The organism is Sphingomonas sp. BLCC-B65 (assembly GCF_028550675.1).
Classification (GTDB): domain Bacteria; phylum Actinomycetota; class Actinomycetes; order Actinomycetales; family Microbacteriaceae; genus Microbacterium.
Genome location: NZ_JAQQGL010000001.1, coordinates 442,630 through 462,770, shown reverse-complemented (window position 1 = coordinate 462,770; position 20,141 = coordinate 442,630). Strand labels below are relative to the sequence as shown.

Below are 20,141 nucleotides of genomic sequence, written 5' to 3'. Positions count from 1 at the left end.
ACGTTTGCTAATATGGACGGGTTGCCCGCTCGCGGGTGATTGATCCTCGGTAGCTCAATTGGCAGAGCAGCCGGCTGTTAACCGGCAGGTTCTTGGTTCGAGTCCAAGCCGGGGAGCGAACGGCCCCAGACTCCACTCTGGGGCCGTTTTCGTTGCCGCCGCTAGGCTTCGGACATGCCAGACCGTGCTGTCCCGAACCTGCCATCGCGTGATTTCGGCGGCACGGTCCGCTTCTACGGGGGTTTCGGATTCACTCCGAGCTACCGTGACGACGCGTGGCTGATCCTTCGTCGGGGCGAGCTGGTGCTCGAGTTCTTCCGATTCGACGACCTGGTGCCCGAAGCGAGCTCCTTCATGTGCAGCGTCCGCGTCGACGACGTGGACGAGCTGTACGAGGACATCAAGCGATCCGGCGTCCCCGAGCACGACGCGGGCCTTCCGCGGCTGCGACCCGTTCAGACGCAGTCCTGGGGACAGCGAGCCGGATTCCTCGTCGACGCAGACGGAACCCAGCTCACCCTGATCGAAAACGGCGCACCCGACGCCTAGCGATACCCGACCGGGAGTCGCTCAGCCCTCCAGATCGTCGACTCCCGGCGTCCAGGACGCGCCGGCGCGACCCCAACCGCGCTTGCGCGCGATCTTCTGGACGGTCTTCCAGTCGCCGTCGTCCAGACGGTCCACGTAGAGGATGCCGTCGAGGTGGTCGAACTCGTGCTGCATGATACGCGCACGCCAGCCGTCCACCTGGATGCGTACGGGCTCGCCGTCCAGGTCGATACCGGTGACCAGGACTTCATCCGAGCGGCGCAGGGCGAAGCGCTCACCGGGGAACGACAGGCACCCCTCGGACTCGTCGTCCGGGTCCGGCGCGCCGGGTACGGGAGGCCGCATCCACAGCTCCGGGTTGAGGATCACACCGCGCCAAGGCTGCCCGTCATCGTCTTGGTAGCTGTAGGTGTAGATGCGCAGACCCACGCCCACCTGCGGGGCGGCGAGGCCGACACCGGGCGCGGCATCCATCGTCTCGAACATGTCCGCGACGAGCCCGCGGATCTCGTCGGTGATCTCGGAGACAGGATCGGCGGGGGAGTGCAGGACGGGATCGCCCATGATGCGAATCGGAAGAACAGCCACGTCCTGAGCCTATCGAGCGCACCTGGCCGTTAGTGTCGAGGGGTGCATGCCGCCCTCAACGACCTCGGAGATGTGACCGACAAGCTCGTCGGCGTCTTCGCGGACCCCGGCATCCTCATCGGCATTCCGCTCGCCCTGCTCGGCGCCGTCTTCATGTCCTTCGGCGCGCAGTATCAGCACCGCGGGGTGCAGAAGGTCGAACGTCTCACGGCGACCGCCGGGGGCACCGGTCTCACCGGCGGCCAGATCTGGAACCTGCTGCGCCGGCCGTCGTGGGTGGCCGGCACCGTGATGCTGGGGCTGGCGATCGTCTGCCAGCTGTCCGCCCTGTCGTTCGCCCCCCTCATCCTGGTGCAGCCGCTCGGCGCCGTCTCGTTGGTCATCACGACGCTGCTGAACGCGCGAATCAGCGGCCTCAAGCCCACGAAGCGCTCCCTGACCGCCATCGGCCTCTGCGTCGCCGGCATCTTCGTGTTCGTCACGATCGCCGCCCTGTACGCCACCGAGACCCCGATCAGCGACGGACAGCTGATCACCGTGCTGCTGATCCTCGCCGGTGTCGCCATCGTCCTGACTGCACTCTGGCTGTGGCTGCGCACCCGCATGGGAGCCCTGTTCTACATCGTCGCCGCCGGCATCATGTACGGCTTCGTCGCCACGCTGGCGAAGGTCGTGCTCAGCCGGATCCGCACCGGCGACTTCGAGTGGCTCACGATCGTGTGCATCGTCGCCCTGCTCACCGGTACTGCGATCGGCGCCTACTTCGTGCAGACTGCCTACGCGTCCGGCCCGCCCGACCTCGTCATCGCCGGTCTCACCGTCATCGATCCGATCGTCGCCATCGTGATCGGCCTGGCCGTACTGCGCGAAGCCGACGGCGCCCCCCTCTGGGCCTACGGCGGCTTCGTCGTCGCCGGCGCGCTGGCCGTCACCGGCGTCTTCCAACTGGCTCGCCACCACCCGCAGGTGATCAGCGACAGCCAGGAGATCCCCATCACACGCGGGAGCGGCGAACAGGTCTCGCCCGGATCGCAGCGCCTCACGGATGCCGTGGCGAAGGTGTGGCCCGAGCCACCCGTGCGCGATCGGGACGACCCGCGCCCCCGCTAGACTTCCGGGGACAGGGGGCGGTGGCCAAGCTGGTCAAGGCAGCGGGCTCATAACCCGACGATCGTGGGTTCAAGTCCCACCCGCCCTACCAATGACACGGTTGTGATTCCGCGTCGTTATCGGCCATAATGGGCCCACAACCACATAGCCGCCACGCATCCGGCACTCAGGTCGTAGGGGAAGACGTACCTGAAGAAACGGAGAATCGCGATGGCGACCACGTCGACCCCACAGGCGCGCGGAGTGATCTACATCCACTCCGCGCCACGTGCGCTGTGCCCCCACCTCGAGTGGGCGGTCGGGCGTGCCCTCGGGCGTGCTGTGAGTTTCGAGTGGGCGGATCAGCCCGTGCTCGCCGGCAGTCGTCGCGCCGAGTTCTACTGGGAGGGTCCCGCCGGCACCGGCGCGGCCCTGGCGACCGCGATCCGCGGATGGGAGCATCTGCGGTTCGAGGTCAGCGAAGACCCCACGCCGCGCTCGGACGGCGGGCGCTGGATGCACACTCCTGATCTCGGCATCCACTACGCCCAGACCGACACGGCGGGCAACGTCGTGATCGGTGAGGACCGCATCCGCTACGCGATGGAGATCGCCGCGGGGGACCCCTACGACCTCCAGCGCGAACTCCAGGTCGCGCTGGGATCGACCTGGGACGAGGAGCTCGAGCCGTTCCGTCACGCCAGCGACGACGCACCGGTCGTCTGGCTGCACAAGGTGGGCTGAGAGACCCGCCACCGACCTCAGACGGGTGGAGGCGCCAGTACCGGCTTCGGAGGGCTTCCCGGAGACCGAGACCGCGCATCCCCGTCTGACACGAAAGACGCCCCCGCCATCCTCACGGACGCGGGGGCGTCTTCACGCGGCGATGCTCAGACCGAAGCGAAGGCGGCGACGGCGTTGTGGCCGCCGAAGCCGAACGAGTTGCTGATCGCGAGCTGCGGACCGTCGCCCAGCGGCGTCGGCGCGCCCGACAGACGGAACGGGACCGCGGGATCCTGCTCCGTGATGTTGATCGTCGGAGGGGCCACCCGGTCGCGGATGGCCAGGATCGTGAAGATCGCCTCGAGCGCGCCGGTACCACCGAGCAGATGACCGGTCGAGGCCTTCGTCGCCGACACGGGGATCTCTTCGATGCGGTCACCGAACACACTCTTCAGCGCGACGTACTCGTTCGGGTCGCCGACCGGCGTCGAGGTCGCGTGGGCGTTGACGTGGGTCACGTCGTCGGGGGAGGCATCGGCCATGGCCAGAGCCATGTTGACGGCGCGCGCGGCGCCCGTGCCCTCGGGATCGTTCGCCGTGATGTGGTACGAGTCCGCCGTGACCCCTCCGCCCACGACGACCGCGTAGATCTTCGCGCCGCGGGCCTTGGCGTGCTCCTCCGTCTCGAGGATCAGCACGCCGGCACCCTCGCCCATGACGAATCCGTCGCGGTCGATGCTGCCCGGACGCGACGCCGTCTCGGGGGAGTCGTTCCGCTTGGAGAGCGCCTGCATCGACGAGAACGAGGCGATCGTGACGGGGTGGATCACCGACTCGGTGCCTCCCGCGATCACCACGTCGGCGAGGCCGTCACGCAGGTGCTCGATGGCGTTGACGATCGACTCCGTGCTGGACGCACAGGCGCTGGCGACCGTCCGCGCATACGCGCGGGCACCGAAATGCAGCGACAGGTTGCCCGCCGCCGCATTGGGCATCAGCATCGGAACGGTCATCGGCAGCACCCGACGCGGGCCCTTCTCGCGAAGCGTGTCCCACGCATCCAGGAGGGTCCAGAGACCCCCGATGCCGGTCGCGAAATCGACCCCCAACCGTTCCGGGTCCACCTCCGGGCTCCCGGCATCCGCCCACGCCTCCATCGCGGCGACGAGCGCGAACTGCGAGGACGGGTCGAGACGCTTGGCGATCGGGCGCTCGAGCACGGTGTCCGGGCGCACGGCGGCCTGCGCCGCGAAGGTGACGGGCAGGTTGTACTGCTCGACCCAGTCGTACTCGAGGGTGCGAGCGCCGGAGGCGCCACCCAGCAGCGCGGCCCAGCTCTCCGGCGCGGTGCCCCCGATGGGGCTCGATGCGCCGATGCCGGTGACGACGATTCGGGGAATGCTCATGGTCTCCTCGGATGCTCCGGTGGGGGCACGACGGCCCCCACCGGGGTGCAGGTGGCGAGGCCTGAGGTCAGGCCTGGTTGGTGGTGATGAAGGTGACGGCGTCGCCGACGGTCTTGAGGTTCTTGACCTCTTCGTCGGGGATCGTGACGCCGAACTTCTCCTCGGCGTTGACGACGATCGTCATCATCGAGATCGAGTCGATGTCGAGGTCGTCGGTGAACGACTTCTCCAGCGCGACCTCGTCCGCCGAGATGCCGGTCTCGTCCGTGATGAGCTCGGCGAGCCCTGCGAGGACCTCGTCGTTGCTGAATGCCATGGGATTCTCCTTGTTTATCGGGGTTTCACCGGCCCTGCGGGGCCGACGTTCAGTCTAGGTGCGACGGCTGTCGCGACCGGGTATCTCGGGCCGTCAGGGAAGGACGACGACCTGCGCGCCGAAGACCAATCCGGCGCCGAATCCGATCTGCAGCGCCAGCCCGCCGGACAGTTCCGGGTGCTCGGAGAGCAGGCGGTGGGTGGCGAGGGGGATGGATGCCGCCGACGTGTTGCCGGTGGTCTCGATGTCGCGGCCGATCACGACCGTGTCGGGGAGCTTCAGCTGCTTGGCGAACTCGTCGATGATGCGCATGTTCGCCTGGTGGGGCACGAAGGCAGCGAGGTCGGAGGGCTGCACACCGGCCTCTTCCAGCGCCTGGCGGGCGACCTTGACCATCTCCCACACGGCCCAGCGGAAGACCGTCGGACCCTCCTGACGCAGCGTCGGCCAGGGTGCCGTGCCGTCGCGGAACTCGGTGAGCGTGTGGTTCATCCCGACCGCATCGGCCTTCGAGCCGTCCGATCCCCAGACGGTGGGACCGATGCCCGGAAAGTCGCTCGGTCCGACGACCACGGCGCCGGCGCCGTCACCGAGCAGGAACGAGATCGAGCGGTCCGTGGGGTCGACGACGTCGCTGAGCTTCTCTGCGCCCACGACGACGGCGTAGTTCGCGGCGCCGGCCCGGATGAGGGCGTCCGCCTGCGCCACGCCGTACGCGAAGCCCGCGCAGGCGGCGTTCAGGTCGTACGCGGCCGCGGGGTTGGCGCCGATGCGATCGGCGACGATCGCCGACACCGAGGGAGTCTGCTTCGGGTTCGAGATCGTCGCGACGATCACGGCGTCCACCAGCGACGGGTCGATACCGGCGCCGGCGATGGCCTCGGCCGCGGCGTCGGCAGCGAGTTCGATCGCCGTCGTTGCGGCATTCGCGCGCACACGCGTGATGATGCCGGTGCGCTGGCGGATCCACTCATCGCTGGAGTCGATGGGGCCCACGAGGTCGTCGTTGGGCACGGCGTTCTCGCCACGGGCAGCGCCGTAGGCGTAGATGCGGGTGTGTGCCGGTCCCGTCGCCTGGACGAGGGTCGGTCGGGTGGGCGCGTCGGTCACGCGTCGCCTCCTGTCAGCAGGGCGGCCGCAGCCGCGAGGTCGTCGGGTGTCTTCACGGCCACGGTGGGCACGCCGCGGAGGGCGCGCTTCGCAAGGCCCGTCAGCGTTCCGGCCGGCGCGAGCTCGATGATGCCGGTGACCCCCGCATCCGCGAACGATTCCATGCACAGATCCCAGCGGACGGGGGAGGAGACCTGCGCGACGAGTAGGTCGAGCGCCTCGCGGCCGCCGTCCACCCGGGCGCCGTCGCGGTTGGTCCAGAGCGTGAGACGGGGGTCGGATGCCGAGACCTCGGCGGCCGCGGCACGCAGGGTGTCGACGGCCGACGCCATGTAAGACGTGTGGAAGGCGCCGGCCACCTGCAAGGGGATGACGCGGCTGCCGGCGGCGGGGTGGGCCGCAAGCTCCGAGAGGGCGTCCAGCGCGCCTGCGGCGACGATCTGTCCGGCGCCGTTGTGGTTGGCCGCGGTGAGCTCCAACTCGTCGAGCAGAGCGAGCACGGCGTCGCGGTCGCCGCCGAGGATCGCGCTCATGCCCGTCTGCTCCTGCGCGGCGGCATCGGCCATGGCCCGTCCGCGAAGCCCGACCAGACGCATGCCGTCGTCGTCGCTGAGGACGCCAGCGGCGACGAGGGCCGCCACCTCACCGACCGAATGTCCGGCGACGCCGGCAGGCGAGAGGCCCGCGGCATCCTGGAGAGCGGCGTACGACAGCAGGCTCGCCGCGACGATCAAGGGTTGCGCGACCGCCGTGTCACGAATGCGGTCGGCGTCCCACTCGGTGCCGGCGGACACGAGGTCCACCTGCGCCGCTTCTGCATAGCGTTCGAGACGCTCGCGGGAGCCCGCGAGTTCGAGCCACGGTGTCAGGAACCCGGGGGTCTGCGACCCCTGACCGGGGAAGACGGTGATGATCACGTGCCTATCCTTCCAAGTTCTTCGCCGCCGCGCTGGCGACGACGTCACAACAAACGCGAGATGCTTTGTGTCAGAGCGACAACGGCACGAGGCTCAGTCCGCGCGCGCGGACCGTCGCGCTGCGCTTCCGCGCCGTCGCGTCGCCTCGGTGCCGATCGATCCGATGATGAGCGCCGTCTGCAGGATGAGGGCCTCACGCGGGCCGGTCGCATCCCAGCCGATGACATCGGAGACCCGCTTGAGTCGGTAGCGCACGGTGTTGGGATGGACGAACAGCTCGCGGGCGGTCGCCTCGAGGGAGCGGCCATTGTCGAGATAGCTCCACAGCGTCGCGACCAGATCGGCCGAGTGCGCCTGCAGAGGACGGTAGATCCGCTCGACGAGCGTCGCCTTGGCCATGGCGTCGCCGGCGAGGGCACGCTCGGGCAGCAGGTCGTCGGCTTCGACGGGGCGCGGCGCGTGGCGCCAGGCACCGGCGACGGCGAAGCCCGCCAACGCGGCACGGGCGCTGAGCCCGGCATCCACGAGTGCGGGCACCGTCGGCCCCAGCACGAGATGCCCCGGCCCGAAGCCCGGCTCCAGACGGAGGGCGATCTCCGTGAACGGCAGCTCTTCGGCGACGGGCTCACGCCCGGGCAGCACGGCGCGGCCGATCACGAGCACGAGACGAGATCCCTGCACGCCGATGAGGACATCGACACCCAGCTTGCGTGCCACTCGACGCAGATGATCGACGTCCAGTTGCGGCGGAGTGGTTCCGACGAGAACCGCGACCTCGCCGTGGCCGTGCCAGCCGAGGGCGGCGATGCGGCTGGGCAGCTCCTCGTCGGCTTCGCCGGTGAGGATGGAGTCGACGACAAGGGCCTCCAGGCGCGCATCCCACAGCCCGCGCGCCTCCGCCGCCCGCGCGTACACGTCCGCGGAGGCGAAGGCGACCTCGCGGGAGAACAGCAGGATGCTCTCGCGGAGATCCTCCGCCTTTCCCGCGACGCGTTCCTCCGTGACGGCGACGGTGACGCGGATCAGCTGGAGAGTCTGCGTCAGGCTGACACTGCGCAGCAGCTCACGGGGAGCAGCGGCGAAGATGTCGGCAGCGATCCACGGCGTCGAGCCGGGATCCTCGTACCACTGGATGAACGACGCGATGCCCGCCTGCGCCACCAGGCCCACCGCCGAGCGACGGGCCGGAGGCATGTCGGCGTACCAGGGCAGAGACTCTTCGAGCCGCTTGATGGTCGCCGTGGCCAGGTCTCCGGAGACCCGGCGGAGCCACGCGAGTGTCTCCGCCTTCTCCTGAGGGGTGGGGCGGGCGGGCATCGAATCGATCAGCTTTCGCCGCCGGCGTTTCCGCTCGTTCCCGCGGTCACATCGTGCAGGCGGTACTTCTCGATCGCCTGTGCCGACAGCGACCGGTCGACGAGCCCTTCGTCGGCCAGCGCCTGGAGGGCACGGACGACGATGGACGGTCCGTCGATCTTGAAGAACCGACGCGCCGCGGCCCGGGTGTCGGAAAAGCCGAAGCCGTCCGCACCGAGGGTGACGTAGCGACGGGGAACCCACTCGCGGATCTGGTCCTGCACCGCGTGCATGTAGTCGCTGACGCCCAGGACGGGGCCCGCGGTGTCGCGAAGCTTCTCGGTGAGGTACGCGGTGCGCGGCTCGGCCAGCGGGTTCAGGAAGTTGTGCTCGTCGGCGGCGAGTCCGTCGCGGCGCAACTCCGTCCAGCTCGTGACCGACCACACATCGGCGGCCACACCCCAGTCCTCGCGCAGCAGCTGCTGGGCCTCGAGCACCCACGGCACACCCACACCGGACGCGAGCAGCTGCACGCGATGTCCGTCACCGGCCCCCTCCGAGATGCGGTAGATGCCGCGGACGATGCCCTCGACGTCGACGCCCTCGGGCTCGGCGGGCTGCACCAGCGGCTCGTTGTAGAGCGTGATGTAGTACATGACGTTCGGATCGGGGTGGTTGCCGCCGTACATCCGCTCCAGGCCGGAGCGGACGACGTGGGCGATCTCGTACCCGTACGCGGGGTCGTACGACACGGTGGCCGGGTTCGTCGAGGCCAGCAGGTGGGAGTGGCCGTCGGCGTGCTGGAGTCCCTCACCGGTCAGCGTCGTGCGGCCCGCGGTGGCACCCATGATGAAACCACGCGCCATCTGGTCGGCGGCGGCCCACTGCGCGTCGCCGGTGCGCTGGAAGCCGAACATCGAGTAGAAGATGTAGACCGGGATCAGCGGCTCACCGTGCGTCGCGTACGAGGTTCCCGTGCCGGTGAACGCCGCCACCGCTCCGGCCTCGTTGATGCCGACGTGCATGATCTGTCCCTGTGGGCTCTCCTTGTAGGCGAGCAGCAGTTCCCGGTCGACCGACGTGTAGTTCTGGCCGTTCGGGTTGTAGATCTTGGCGGTCGGGAAGAAGGCGTCCAGACCGAACGTGCGCGCCTCGTCGGGGATGATCGGCACGATGCGGTTGCCGAAGTCCTTCGAGCGCAGGAGGTCCTTCAGCAGGCGGACGAACGCCATGGTGGTCGCGACCTCCTGCGTTCCCGATCCCTTCTTCGGCAGCGCGTACGCACTGTCGTCGGGGAGGCTGATCGGCACGTGGTGGGTACGGCGCTCGGGGAGGAACCCGCCGAGGGCGCGACGCTTCTCCACCATGTACTGGATCGTCTCGTCTTCCATACCGGGGTGGAAGTACGGCGGCGCGTACGGGTTCTCCTCCAGCTGAGCGTCGGAGACGGGGATGCGCATCGAGTCGCGGAAGTGCTTGAGGTCGTCGAGCGTCATCTTCTTCATCTGGTGCGTCGCGTTGCGCCCCTCGAAGTGATGACCCAGGCCGTAACCCTTGATCGTCTTGGCGAGGATAACCGTCGGCTGGCCCTTGTGCTCGGTCGCCGCTTTGTAGGCAGCGTAGAGCTTCTGGTAGTCCAGACCGCCGCGGCGGAGCTTTCCCCAGATGTCCTCGTCGGACCAGTCCTTGACCATGGCTGCGGTGCGCTCGTCGCGACCGAAGAAGTGGTCGCGGATGAACTTTCCGTCCTCGGCGCGATACGTCTGGAAGTCACCGTCCGGGGTGGTGTTCATCAGGCGCACGAGGGCGCCGTCGGTGTCGACCTGCAGCAGCTCGTCCCAGCCGCGGCCCCAGACGACCTTGATGACGTTCCAGCCCGCACCGCGGAAGAACGCTTCGAGTTCCTGGATGATCTTGCCGTTGCCGCGCACGGGGCCGTCGAGGCGCTGCAGGTTGCAGTTCACGACGAACGTGAGATTGTCGAGGCCCTCGTTGGCGGCGACCTGGAGCTGTCCGCGGCTCTCGACCTCGTCCATCTCTCCATCGCCGAGGAACGCCCAGACGCGGGAGTTGGAGAGGTCCTTGATCCCTCGGTTGGTCAGGTACTTGTTGGTCATCGCCTGGTAGATGGCGTTGATGGGACCGAGGCCCATCGACACGGTCGGGAACTGCCAGTACTCCGGCATGAGACGCGGGTGCGGGTAGGAGGGGATGCCGTCCGGTGCCTTCGACTTCTCCTGCCGGAAGCCGTCGAGCTGATCGGCCGACAGACGTCCCTCGAGGAACGAACGGGCGTAGATGCCGGGAGAGGCGTGACCCTGGATGAAGATCTGGTCTCCACCGTTGGGGTCGTCGAGACCACGGAAGAAGTGGTTGAAGCCGACTTCGTACAGCGAGGCGGACGACGCGTAGGTGGAGATGTGACCTCCGACGCCGATGCCCGGACGCTGCGCGCGATGCACGGTCAGTGCAGCGTTCCAGCGGATCCACCGGCGATACCGGCGCTCGAGCTCCTCATCACCCGGGAACTCGGGCTCGTTCTCCGGGGCGATCGTGTTGATGTAGTCGGTCGTCGGCACCTGGGGAACGTTCAGCTGCAGCTCGTGCGACTTGTTGAGCAGGCTGAGCATGATCTCGCGGCCACGCCCGGCGCCCTTGCTGTCGACGAGCTGCTGGAGCGATTCCTGCCACTCGTGCGTCTCTTCGGGGTCGCTGTCCTGCGGGCCCTGGGAGTACGGATCCTGATCGTTGACCGTCACGAGACACCTTTCTTCGTCTGGCAGATCATGCCAGGGACGGGGCTTCTGATACGCGCGGCTTTGTGCAGCGTCGACAACGCATCCTGGATCAGCCTAGTCACATCTCGCTGGAGTGGATCGCGCTGGCAGCGAGTGGCCCCTGCGCGGTGCGCGTCACGCACGGAGTCGTCACGGCAAACTCCCCGGTGCCGCGAGGAAGGCGTCGATGATCGCCCACGTCGCCGCAGGTTCCTCGAGGTGAGGGAGGTGCCCTGCGGCCCGGATCTCTGCGAACGATGCGTCGCCGATCGCCGCCGCGACTGCGCGACCGTAGGCCGGTGTGACGATCCGATCGCTCGCGCCATACAGGAGCAGGGTCGGGACCTCGATCGCGCCCACGCGCTCGAGCAGGGTCGCGTCGCTCATCGTGGGGCCGGTCAGCGCCGCCATCGCCTGCCGGTTGGACTGCTGCACGGCACGCTCCGCTTCCGACATCGTCGCCGGGTTTCGGTATCCGCGCTCGGGGTCGTGCCACGCCGCTTCCGCGAGGCCGCGCGCGTCGAGCGCGAAGAAGTCTGCGCCCGGCTCGCCCTCGATAACGAGGCCGGTCCCGTCGATACTGATGATCGCGCCGACCGTTCCACCATCCTGTGGGTCGCCGGCTGCCTGCACAGCCATCTCGAGCGCGATCCACCCGCCGATCGACGAACCGACGACGACGACGTCGCGCTCGTCGTCGGCGCGCAGGCGTGCGAGGTAGACCTTCGCAAGATCGGCGATCGATGAGATGTCGTCGGTGCGGGCCGTCCCGTCCCAACCCGGATGTGTGGGCGCGATCACACGCATCGATGTGCCCAGGTGGGCGACGATCGGCGCCACGGTTGCGGGACCACCGCCGCCGTGCAGAACGAGTGCGGCGCGGGTGAGATGTCTGGGTGTCACGATCATTTCCTTATCAATATGTTTATCTACGAATGTTGATACGGTAGCACCGTGGCAACGAATCTCGAATTGCTGGGCCAGGCGATCAAGCGCGCGCAGTATCGCAACCATCGGGCACTGGACGCTGCACTGCGCGACGCCGGTGTGACGCTCGTGCAATGGGACGCGCTGCGCGCGATCGATCGGATGCCGGGAGCAACCGGGCACACGCTGGCGTCAGCCACTTTCCAGAGCGATCAGGCCTTCGGCACCCTCGCCAATCGCCTGCTCGGCCTTGGGTTGATCGAGCGGCGGGCGGGGCGGGGTCGGCGCATCGAACACACCCTCACCGCGGCCGGTCGAGCAGCCCTGGCCGAGGGGAATCGCATCGCCGACGCAGTGCGAGAGGCACTGTTCGCTCCGCTCGATGAGGCCGCACGGGAGAGCCTGGCCGCCATTCTCGAGAACCTCGTCGGCCACGACATCGAATCATGAGTGGGCCCTGCCGGGATCGAACCGACGACATCCACGGTGTAAACGTGGCGCTCTACCAGCTGAGCTAAAGGCCCTGACTTCGACAGTCTACGAGTTCGCGGTGCTCACACGTCGCGTCCGACCACCGTCGGCTCCGCGGGATTGAGATACGGATCGCCGTCACGGCCGAGCCGGGAGTGCCCACGCGAGTAGGCGACGTAGACCACGACGCCGATGACCAGCCAGACGAGGAATCGCAGCCACGTCTCCACCGTCAGGTTGAGCATCAGATAGAGACAGATCAGCGCGGCCAGAAGCGGCAGAACGGGGCTCCAGGGCACGCGGAAGCCCCGCTTGAGATCCGGCCGGGTGCGGCGCAGCACGACCACTCCGACCGAGACGAGCACGAACGCCGACAGCGTTCCGATGTTGACCATCTCCTCGAGGACTCCGACGGGGGTGAGCCCGGCCACGAGTGCGACGACCACGGTGACGATGATCGAGATGACCCATGGTGTGCGCCGCGTCGGGTGCACCTTCGCGAGCTGCTGGGGGAGGAGGCCGTCGCGCGACATTGCGAAGATGATGCGGGTCGCACCGATGAGCAACGTGAGCACGACGGTCGTCAGACCGGCGACGGCTCCCGCCGAGATCACCGTCGCCATCCAGGTCTGCCCATGGAAAGCGAAGGCGTTCGCGAGCGCCGCGGCCGGGTCGAGCTCGTCGAAGCGCACCATGCCCGTCACGACGAGCGCCACCGCGCAGTACAGCAGCGTGCAGATCGCGAGAGACGCGATGATGCCGATGGGAAGGTCCCGCTGCGGGTTCTTGGTCTCCTCCGCCGTGGTGGCGACCACATCGAACCCGATGTACGCGAAGAACACGAGCGCGGCTCCGGCGAAGATGCCGCCGACGCCGAACGCCATGGGCGCCGAGCCGGAGATGAACTGCAGCAGCGGCTGCATGAGGCCCGTCGCGGCCTCGCGCGGCGCGGCATCCGGGATGAACGGCGAGTAGTTCGCGGGGTTGACGAACATGATCCCCGCGACGATCACGAACAACACGATGAAGAGCTTCACCCCGACCAGCACGAGGTTCACGCGCATCGATTCGCGGATGCCGAGTGTCATGAGGGCACCGAGCACGACGACGAGGACGATCGCCATCACATCGACCGCACCCCCGTAGCCGATCACGGCGGGCAGCGGGATGCCGAGCTGCCCGAGGAGAACGCCGAGGTAAGCGCTCCAGCCCTGAGCCACGACGCTCGCACCGAGGAACATCTCGAGGATGAGATCCCACCCGATGATCCAGGCGAACAGCTCGCCGAGCGACGCGTAGGAGAACGTGTACGCGGATCCCGAGACGGGCACCGTGGAGGCGAACTCGGCGTAGCACATCGCCGCCAAGGCGCACGCGATCGCCGCGATGACGAAGCTGACGACGACGGCGGGGCCGGCGACCTCGTGGGCGGCGCGACCGGTGAGCGTGAAGATGCCGGCGCCGATCACGACACCGACGCCGAAGACCGTGAGATCGAGGGCTGACAGCGACTTGCGGAGCCGGAACTCCGGCGCTTCGGTGTCGGCGATGGACCGTTCGATCGACTTCGTGCGCATCAGGCTCATGGCGTCTCCCTGCGAGAACGAACGGCACCCTCGCAGCGCCGCGGTTGTGGTGTGGTCATGCTAGTGGAGCGCGACCTCACCGGGGATGCACTGTCCACGTGTCGCGGTAGGTTGGGACCGTGAAGTCCCGACCCGCAGACCAGCAGCTCCTGCTCGAACTCGCCAACCTCGACGGCGTGATCCGGGCCGCCGAGCACGCCCGCCGCACCCCCGAGCAGGCCGGTCGCGTCCAAGAGCTGCTCGCTCGCCGGCAGGGCCTGTCCGCGGAACTGACGACGCTGTTGGGGCGCCGGGACGACATCACCGCCGAACTGGCGCGGGTGGAGTCGGACGTCGCCGTGGTCGAGGCGCGGGCCGCCCGAGATGCCGAACGACTCGCGTCGTCGGCGAACGCCAAGGAAGCTCAGGGCCTCGAGCACGAACTGGCCTCGCTCGCCAAGCGCAAGAGCGACCTCGAAGACGCCGAGCTCGAACTGATGGAGCAGCTCGATGCCGCCCAGACCGCCGTTTCCGCAAAGGAAGAGACGATCGCCGCGGTGAACGAGGAGGGCGCCCGTCTCAGCGCGGCGGCGAAGGACGCGATGGCGGCGGCCGCCGCCCGGGGGGAGGCGGCGACCCGCGACCGCGCCGCGGTCGCCGCGCGCGTGCCCGCCGATCTGCTGGCGATGTACGAGCGTCTCGCTGCCCGCGGCGTCGGAGCCGGTCTGTTGCACCGTAAGACGTGCGAGGCGTGCCGCATGGTGCTGTCCGGAACCGATCTGCAGACGATTCGACAGGCCGCCGACGATGTCGTCGTGACCTGCCCGGAGTGCGGGGCGATTCTGGTACGCACCGACGAATCGGGGCTGTGACGACCAGCAGCGCGGCGGCGATCGCGCCGCGCTGGCGACTCGTGGCGAGCGAAGGCGACACCGTCGTCATCACGACGGTCGACGCCGACCTCGACGTCACGGACGTGCAGCGCCGCTCACGGGAGAACTGGTGGGACGCGGACGAGGCCGGCACACGATGGGTGTGGTCGGACACGAATCGTTGGTATCCCGGCATCCTGGACGCGCGATCGGTGGTCGCGCGGTGTCACGATCTTCGCCTGACCCACGCGATCCTCCGCCGCAGTGCGCTCGTCACCGACCCGGATGCCCTTCGGACAGCGACGCAGTGGGATGTTGCCGCCACGGAGGAGGTGCCCCCCGTGACGGTGCCCACCCTTTTCGACGTCGAGGGCACTGTCCCCGCCGGCGTCCCGGATGATCCGGACGAGGTGCTCGCGGAGTTCCGCCGGCAGCAGCAGGCTGTTCGCAGCTCATCCGAGGCCGCGCGGTTGCGCCTGCTCGTGGCGGCGGAGTCAGCCGGAGCGCTCCTGGCCGTCGAGATGCACAGCGCCGGACTGCCCTGGGATCGGGGGACCCACGAGCACATCCTGGAGGAGACGCTCGGCACACGTCCGCCCCCGGGAGAACAGCCCGAACGCGTGCGCGAGGCTGCGGCGCGAGTCCGCGAGGCGCTCCAGGATCCGACGGCGAATCTCGACTCCCAGCCCAAGCTGCTGCGCAGCCTTCATCGCGTCGGCATCGCCGCGGACTCCACGAATCGATGGGAGCTCGCCGAGTACGACCATCCCGCGATCGCGCCACTGCTCGCCTACAAGAAGCTCACGCGGTTGATGAGCGCCAATGGCTGGGGGTGGCTCGACGAGTGGGCGCCCCACGGTCGATTCCGTCCCGTGTACGTTCCCGGCGGCGTCGTCACCGGACGGTGGGCATCGTCCGGGGGCGGAGCGCTGCAGATCCCGCGCCAACTGCGCCCCGCGGTGCGCGCAGACCCCGGCTGGTGTCTCATCGTCGCGGATGTGGCTCAGCTGGAACCGCGGGTCCTGGCGGCGATGTCCTCAGACGAGGCCCTCGCCGCCGCGGCGCACGGACAGGACCTGTACGAGGGCATCGTCAGCAGCGGTGTCGTCCACACGCGGCAAGAGGCGAAGATCGCCGTCTTGGGGGCGATGTACGGCGCGACGACGGGTGACAGCGGACGGCTGGTGCCTGCCCTGCGACGCGCTTACCCTCGCGCGATGGGTCTCGTGGATGCCGCCGCGGCGACGGGGGAGCAGGGCGGCGTGGTCTCGACCTGGCTCGGACGGACCAGTCCCGGCGCATCGACGCACTGGCGCGACATCCAGTCCGCCGCCGCGCTGCCGGAGGCGACGGAGAGCGATCGGACGCGGGCACGGCGCGCCGCACGCGATCGCGGGCGTTTCACCCGCAACTTCGTCGTGCAGGGCACGGCAGCCGAGTGGGCGCTCGCGTGGCTCGCCGACCTCCGTGGTCGACTGGCGGCGCTCCCGCCGGTCGACGAGAGGGACGCGGCACGGAACTCTGGGGCCGTATTCGGGCGGCGTCCGCACCTGGCCTTCTTCCTGCACGACGAGATCATCGTCCATACACCTGTCGTGCACGCCGACGCCGTGGCCGACGCCGTGGGTCAGGCCGCCGATGGCGCGGCGCGCCTGCTCTTCGGACGGTGTCCGGTCGACTTCCCCCTCGACCTCCGCATCGCGCAGGACGCCGCCAAGAGCTGACCGCGGCAGCACCGTCCGCACCCGCTCGCCCTCAGCCGCACGCCGTCGACGCCACCTCGGCGACGCTGACGTCGTTCATCATCGGCGTGTGCACGAGCACCGGTCGCAGCTGCGCGCCGTTCTTCGCGACGAACCCGAACGCGAGCGTCTTCTGCTCGCCGGGCCGCAGCGTCACCCGCGCCAACGAGGCGGAGGAGTCACTGCCGTCGGCCGCGGTCGCGGACACGTCCACGCCGTCGAGCGTCACACCGCCGACGAACCACTCGCGGGGGACCATCACCGTCACATCGGTCGTGATATCGCCGGGCGCGGCGGGATTCGCTGCTCCCGTCATCGATTCCGCGAACGTGCGCGCGCCGGCCGGCGCAGCGCTTCTGAGAGTCACGGCGACCGTCACGTCGGCCGCGCCGTCCGCGCGGCACGTCCGCACGGACGCCGCGAGATCGACGTGGAGAAACGTGTCCATCTTTCCGGTCGTCGCGTCGTTGAAGTACACGCCCACGGCATCGGGCCCGGCAGCTCGGAACCTCCCCAGCGTTCCGGAGAACGCCCCGTCGGTCACCGCGACCTGTTCGTCACTGTGCGTGCTGAAGATCGAGATCCGCCCGTCGGCGACCGGCTTGGCGAGCGCTCGCACCCAGCGCAGGGGGTTGATGGGCGCAGACGTGATCTGAGCGAAAAGGCGGTCGAAGACCTCGCGCTGAACCGCTGTCTGTTCAACGGGCGTCTTGTCGAGATACGGCGTGACGAGCACGTCGCCCACGACGTCGGCAGGATCGACGATCGTGCCGTCGCCGAGGGTGATCGGTCCCGTGATCGTGAGCATCGCGGTGAGCACCGCAGGATCGATCGCAATCACCGCGTCTGGAGCCGGACGGCCGATCGACTGCCACCAGGCCGAGGCCAATCGGGCGCTCAGCGCGAAGTCAGTCGTCATGGTCGCGTTCATGACGAATCGTCCGGGGGACTGTCCGTAGAGAGTCACGAGATCAGCGGGCAGTTCTGCGATCGGCGTCTCGCGATGAGGGAACATGCTCGAGTCGACCTGGTCGACCACCGCGAGCCGGTCACCGTCGGCGCGCAGCATGATGAACGATCCGGTGATACCCCCGCCCGTGCGCACTTCAGCCGAGTTCTGCACCATGACCAGGATCGATCGGGCCCCGTGCGCTCCCAGCATCGCCGGCAGGATCTGGGCGACCGAGGCTGCCTCCGCCACGGTCGGAGCCGCCGCGGCGACCGCAGCACGCAGACGCGCCGTCGCTGCCTCGACCGGCCCGACCAGACCCGCGGTCGACATGCCGCCCAACGACCCGTCGACACGCGAGAAGACCGCGGCGAAGTCGTCCACCGGCTGCGCGGCCGCCGACACCGCCGTCAGGTCGAACCTTCCCTCGCCGCTGCGCGACGGCGTCGAAACGTGCAGCACCGGTTGCGCGGCGACGGCGAGGTCGCGCACGCTCTCCGCGACGATGCGCACCGCCGCGGTGTTGGCTCCGATGATCGGGGCCGCTTCCGTGGCCCGCCAGATCGGATCGGTCGTCAACTCCGCCGCGCGACGCGCGTGCTGTTCGGCGTCGGCCACCACGGCGCCGAGTGCCTCGATGTCGCCCGCCGCCATGGCCGAGCTCAGCCTCGGCTGGAGGGCGGCGACGTCGTCCAGCTCGCCCTTGGCCATCCACCCGCGGATGCCGAGCCACGCCAAGCCCAGCACGACGACGCCGACGGCGACCAGGACGACGGCCCCGATGCGACGCCGGCGGGAACGCCGGCTGCGGTCGCGGTGCTGCGCTGAGCCGGTGGTGGCCTCAGTCACGGGCGCGACGGGTGCGGCGCACGTACAGCAGCACACCTCCACCGACGAGCAGGACGACCGCCCCGCCGAGGAGCGGAAGCACCGCGGCGACGTCGCCTCCCGTCGCCGGCAGCGACATGCCGGCCGCCGCGACGGCACCCGACGTTCCGACACCCGCCGGATCGGTCAGGCACGCCGACGTGGACGGCGGGTACGACAGGGCGACGCGCAGCGACGGGTTGACCTCCACAACAGCGGAGATGTCGCCCCGGGTCCACGCGAAGTTGCCCGACGATGCAACCCACTGACCGTTCTCGAACGCCCATCCGGGCCATCCGTTACCGACGCCGGTCGCGTCGACGGACGCACCCGGCCACAGGACGCGCCCCGACAGTCGCCCGTTCACCAGCTCACCGAGCGGGATCGTCGTGGACTGATTGCCGTCGCTCAGCACGAGGCGAGCCGTGTGACTCGTGGCGAGCCCGCCCGGATCGTTCATGACGACCGAGTAGTTGATCCACGGAACATCGGACTCGCACGATGGCGCGACCATCGTGCCGACCAATGTCGGCGCCGGCGGCGTGTCGGGCCCGTACCCGTCGGCATCGGCGGCGACCGCGGCCGTCGCACCTCCCGACAGCAGGAGCACAGCGAGAACAGCGGACAGTGCGTACTTACGCATGATGAGTGCCTCCCCCAGGCGATGCGAGCCCAAACCCCCCAGCCGGGTCTCGTGGCGACACCGTATCACGATCGACCGTTGCCGACCAGTAGGATCGAGAGCGCGAATGGGTCGGCTGGACGGTCGCGTGGCGGGGTCATCCCGCACCGAGGAACGTCCGGGCTCCACAGGGCAGGGCGGTGGGTAACACCCACCCGGAGCAATCCGCGAGACAGTGCCACAGAGAGCAGACCGCCCCGGACTCCGCTGGTCGGAGCACCGGGGTAAGGGTGAAAGGGTGGTGTAAGAGACCACCGGGATCGTGGTGACACGATCCGCACGGTAAACCTCGCCCGGAGCAAGGCCAGACAGGGGATGCCGACGCGGCTCGCCGAGTCCCCGGGTAGGCCGCTGGAGCGGCACGGCAACGTGTCGCCGAGAGAGATGACCGTCCACGGAGCATCAGCTCCCGGACAGAACCCGGCGTATAGGCCGGCCCATTCGCCCCCGTCGGTCAGACGGCCAGCGCAGCCGCGCCGATGATCCCGGCGTTGTTGCGATGCGTGGCGGGCACGATCGGTGTCGTCAGCGTCAGCATCGGCAGGAATTCGTCGGCGTGCTTGGAGACGCCGCCGCCGACGATGAAGAGGTCGGGGCTGAGCAGGAACTCGAGGTAGCTGTAGTACCACTGCAGGCGCTTCGCCCACTTCTTCCAGGTGAGCTCGTCGCGCTCCATCGCCGAGTAGGCGGCCCAGGCCTCGGCATCCTTGCCGTGGTTCGCCCGCTGCAGGTGACCGAGCTCGGCGTTCGGGATGAGCGCGCCGTTGTAGAGCATCGCCGTGCCGATGCCCGTGCCCAGGGTCGTCAGCAGCACCAGCCCGGGAACATCGCGCGCGGCACCGTAGCGCGCCTCGGCGACACCGGCGACGTCAGCATCGTTGGCGAAGTGGATCTCGCGCCCCAGTCCGTCCTCGAAGAACTTCTCGGCTTCGAACCCGACCCAGGTCTCGGCGACGTTCGCCGCGGACAGGGTCTTGCCGTTCTTGACGATCGCCGGGAAGGCGACGCCCAGGGGAATGTCGGCATCGCTGACGCCGAGCGTCTCGAGAACGGTCTTCACCGCGCCCAGCACGTCGTCCGGCTCTGCGCCGGCCGGTGTCGGAACCTTGACGCGGTCGCTGAGCAGGTTTCCCCCCTCCAGATCCACGAGGGCACCCTTGATGCCGGTTCCGCCGATGTCCACACCGACCGCGCGGGTCGCCTTCGTCGTCATGGCGTCCAGCCTATCCAGGTCGTCGGTGCCGCTCGTTAGGATCGAGCCAGAGCCCGCAGATCGGGACCGGTGGGCGTACGCC

Annotated in this window: 18 protein-coding genes, 3 tRNA genes and 1 other RNA gene; 9 read left to right on the top strand and 13 right to left on the bottom strand. The window is 68.9% G+C overall.

Annotated features, from left to right (window positions below):
* Positions 1 to 43: 43 nt before the first annotated feature.
* Both PP359_RS02275 and PP359_RS02270 read left to right on the top strand, forming a co-directional pair.
* A tRNA-Asn gene (locus tag PP359_RS02275) sits at positions 44 to 116 on the top strand.
* Between the two features lie 58 nt (positions 117 to 174).
* Complete coding sequence (locus PP359_RS02270; protein WP_036318384.1) at positions 175 to 549, top strand: bleomycin resistance protein; 375 nt, start codon at positions 175 to 177, stop codon at positions 547 to 549.
* A gap of 21 nt (positions 550 to 570) precedes the next feature.
* On the opposite strand, the gene def is transcribed toward PP359_RS02270, so the two are convergent.
* Positions 571 to 1,137, bottom strand: a complete 567-nt coding sequence (gene def / locus PP359_RS02265) for a peptide deformylase (RefSeq protein WP_378793350.1) — start codon at positions 1,135 to 1,137, stop codon at positions 571 to 573.
* Positions 1,138 to 1,179: 42 nt separating this feature from the next.
* On the opposite strand from def, the gene PP359_RS02260 reads away from it, so the two are divergent.
* From PP359_RS02260 to PP359_RS02250, 3 genes are all read left to right on the top strand, one after another.
* A complete protein-coding gene (locus PP359_RS02260) occupies positions 1,180 to 2,247 on the top strand; it encodes a DMT family transporter (protein ID WP_039415921.1) in 1,068 nt (355 codons plus the stop codon).
* 14 nt (positions 2,248 to 2,261) lie between these two features.
* Positions 2,262 to 2,338: transfer RNA gene (locus PP359_RS02255), tRNA-Ile, on the top strand.
* Positions 2,339 to 2,457: 119 nt separating this feature from the next.
* Positions 2,458 to 2,970 carry a DUF3145 domain-containing protein gene (locus tag PP359_RS02250; protein ID WP_294982213.1) on the top strand — a complete coding sequence of 171 codons (513 nt, stop codon included), beginning with the start codon at positions 2,458 to 2,460 and terminating at the stop codon, positions 2,968 to 2,970.
* 146 nt (positions 2,971 to 3,116) lie between these two features.
* On the opposite strand, the gene PP359_RS02245 is transcribed toward PP359_RS02250, so the two are convergent.
* From PP359_RS02245 to PP359_RS02215, 7 genes are all read right to left on the bottom strand, one after another.
* Positions 3,117 to 4,355, bottom strand: coding sequence for a beta-ketoacyl-[acyl-carrier-protein] synthase family protein (locus PP359_RS02245; protein ID WP_294982211.1), 1,239 nt, complete (start codon positions 4,353 to 4,355; stop codon positions 3,117 to 3,119).
* A gap of 67 nt (positions 4,356 to 4,422) precedes the next feature.
* Positions 4,423 to 4,671 carry an acyl carrier protein gene (locus PP359_RS02240; protein WP_005049448.1) on the bottom strand — a complete coding sequence of 83 codons (249 nt, stop codon included), beginning with the start codon at positions 4,669 to 4,671 and terminating at the stop codon, positions 4,423 to 4,425.
* A gap of 93 nt (positions 4,672 to 4,764) precedes the next feature.
* Positions 4,765 to 5,781, bottom strand: a complete 1,017-nt coding sequence (locus PP359_RS02235) for a beta-ketoacyl-ACP synthase III (RefSeq protein ID WP_499249817.1) — start codon at positions 5,779 to 5,781, stop codon at positions 4,765 to 4,767.
* Positions 5,778 to 6,698: an ACP S-malonyltransferase gene (locus PP359_RS02230; protein ID WP_294945500.1), complete on the bottom strand. Its 921-nt coding sequence runs from the start codon at positions 6,696 to 6,698 to the stop codon at positions 5,778 to 5,780. The genes PP359_RS02235 and PP359_RS02230 overlap by 4 nt, the downstream gene beginning before the upstream one ends.
* Before the next feature lie 93 nt (positions 6,699 to 6,791).
* Positions 6,792 to 8,015 (bottom strand): PucR family transcriptional regulator, encoded by a 1,224-nt coding sequence (locus PP359_RS02225; RefSeq protein ID WP_036318379.1) that lies wholly within the window; start codon positions 8,013 to 8,015, stop codon positions 6,792 to 6,794.
* Between the two features lie 8 nt (positions 8,016 to 8,023).
* On the bottom strand, positions 8,024 to 10,753 hold the full coding sequence (gene aceE / locus PP359_RS02220) for a pyruvate dehydrogenase (acetyl-transferring), homodimeric type (protein WP_499249816.1): 2,730 nt from the start codon (positions 10,751 to 10,753) through the stop codon (positions 8,024 to 8,026).
* A 168-nt stretch (positions 10,754 to 10,921) separates the two neighbouring features.
* On the bottom strand, positions 10,922 to 11,674 hold the full coding sequence (locus PP359_RS02215; RefSeq protein WP_499249815.1) for an alpha/beta fold hydrolase: 753 nt from the start codon (positions 11,672 to 11,674) through the stop codon (positions 10,922 to 10,924).
* Between the two features lie 51 nt (positions 11,675 to 11,725).
* Between PP359_RS02215 and PP359_RS02210 the strand changes: the two genes are divergently transcribed.
* The gene (locus PP359_RS02210; RefSeq protein WP_499249814.1) at positions 11,726 to 12,148 is read left to right on the top strand and encodes a MarR family winged helix-turn-helix transcriptional regulator; all 423 of its coding nucleotides are present in this window, start codon (positions 11,726 to 11,728) and stop codon (positions 12,146 to 12,148) included.
* A 1-nt stretch (position 12,149) separates the two neighbouring features.
* On the opposite strand, the gene PP359_RS02205 is transcribed toward PP359_RS02210, so the two are convergent.
* Positions 12,150 to 12,222, bottom strand: a tRNA-Val gene (locus PP359_RS02205).
* Between the two features lie 30 nt (positions 12,223 to 12,252).
* Entirely contained in the window at positions 12,253 to 13,755 is a 1,503-nt protein-coding gene (locus PP359_RS02200; protein ID WP_294945514.1) for an amino acid permease, read from the bottom strand.
* Positions 13,756 to 13,874: 119 nt separating this feature from the next.
* Between PP359_RS02200 and PP359_RS02195 the strand changes: the two genes are divergently transcribed.
* Both PP359_RS02195 and PP359_RS02190 read left to right on the top strand, forming a co-directional pair.
* Positions 13,875 to 14,606 (top strand): zinc ribbon domain-containing protein, encoded by a 732-nt coding sequence (locus PP359_RS02195; protein ID WP_294945517.1) that lies wholly within the window; start codon positions 13,875 to 13,877, stop codon positions 14,604 to 14,606.
* The gene (locus PP359_RS02190; RefSeq protein WP_499249813.1) at positions 14,603 to 16,330 is read left to right on the top strand and encodes a bifunctional 3'-5' exonuclease/DNA polymerase; all 1,728 of its coding nucleotides are present in this window, start codon (positions 14,603 to 14,605) and stop codon (positions 16,328 to 16,330) included. Before PP359_RS02195 ends, PP359_RS02190 begins: the two co-directional genes overlap by 4 nt.
* 31 nt (positions 16,331 to 16,361) lie before the next feature.
* Here the strand turns inward: PP359_RS02190 and PP359_RS02185 are convergent, their stop codons facing one another.
* Together PP359_RS02185 and PP359_RS02180 are read right to left on the bottom strand one after the other, a co-directional pair.
* Positions 16,362 to 18,146, bottom strand: coding sequence for a DUF4012 domain-containing protein (locus PP359_RS02185; RefSeq protein ID WP_499249812.1), 1,785 nt, complete (start codon positions 18,144 to 18,146; stop codon positions 16,362 to 16,364).
* On the bottom strand, positions 18,139 to 18,807 hold the full coding sequence (locus PP359_RS02180) for an LPXTG cell wall anchor domain-containing protein (protein WP_036315151.1): 669 nt from the start codon (positions 18,805 to 18,807) through the stop codon (positions 18,139 to 18,141). Before PP359_RS02180 ends, PP359_RS02185 begins: the two co-directional genes overlap by 8 nt.
* A 107-nt stretch (positions 18,808 to 18,914) precedes the next feature.
* On the opposite strand from PP359_RS02180, the gene rnpB reads away from it, so the two are divergent.
* Positions 18,915 to 19,290: RNase P RNA component class A (gene rnpB / locus PP359_RS02175), an RNA gene on the top strand.
* 10 nt (positions 19,291 to 19,300) lie between these two features.
* Here the strand turns inward: rnpB and ppgK are convergent.
* Entirely contained in the window at positions 19,301 to 20,059 is a 759-nt protein-coding gene (gene ppgK, locus PP359_RS02170; protein WP_039415929.1) for a polyphosphate--glucose phosphotransferase, read from the bottom strand.
* Positions 20,060 to 20,141 lie beyond the last annotated feature (82 nt).